1 protein-coding gene is annotated in these 254 nt (G+C 61.4%); it reads left to right on the top strand.

From position 1 onward, the window contains the following. A partial coding sequence (locus KZZ04_RS19970) for a M20/M25/M40 family metallo-hydrolase (RefSeq protein WP_219423999.1) occupies window positions 1-198 on the top strand: 198 nt, incomplete at its 5' end. Window positions 199-254: the final 56 nt, after the last annotated feature.

Genomic DNA, 254 nt, shown 5'->3' with positions numbered 1-254 from the left:
CATATGGACATCGTCAGCGGCGCCGGGCATGACGCCATTTTCGTCGCCGAACTCGGCCCGGCCGGGATGATCTTTGTGCCGTGCGAAGGCGGCATCAGCCACAACGAAATCGAAAATGCTGCGCCGGATGACCTCGCGGCGGGCTGTGCGGTGTTGCTGCGCGCCATGGTCAACGCAGCCCAGGGAGATCTGGCATGAGTGAGATTGGCCAACTGACGGCAGTGCAACTGCTGAAGCACTTTCGGGACAAAACC

It is taken from the genome of Pseudoalteromonas sp. CR1 (assembly GCF_019392235.1).
GTDB lineage: Bacteria > Pseudomonadota > Gammaproteobacteria > Enterobacterales > Alteromonadaceae > Pseudoalteromonas.
Note: the sequence above shows the minus strand (reverse complement) of the source record. Positions and strands in the feature narration are given on the sequence as shown.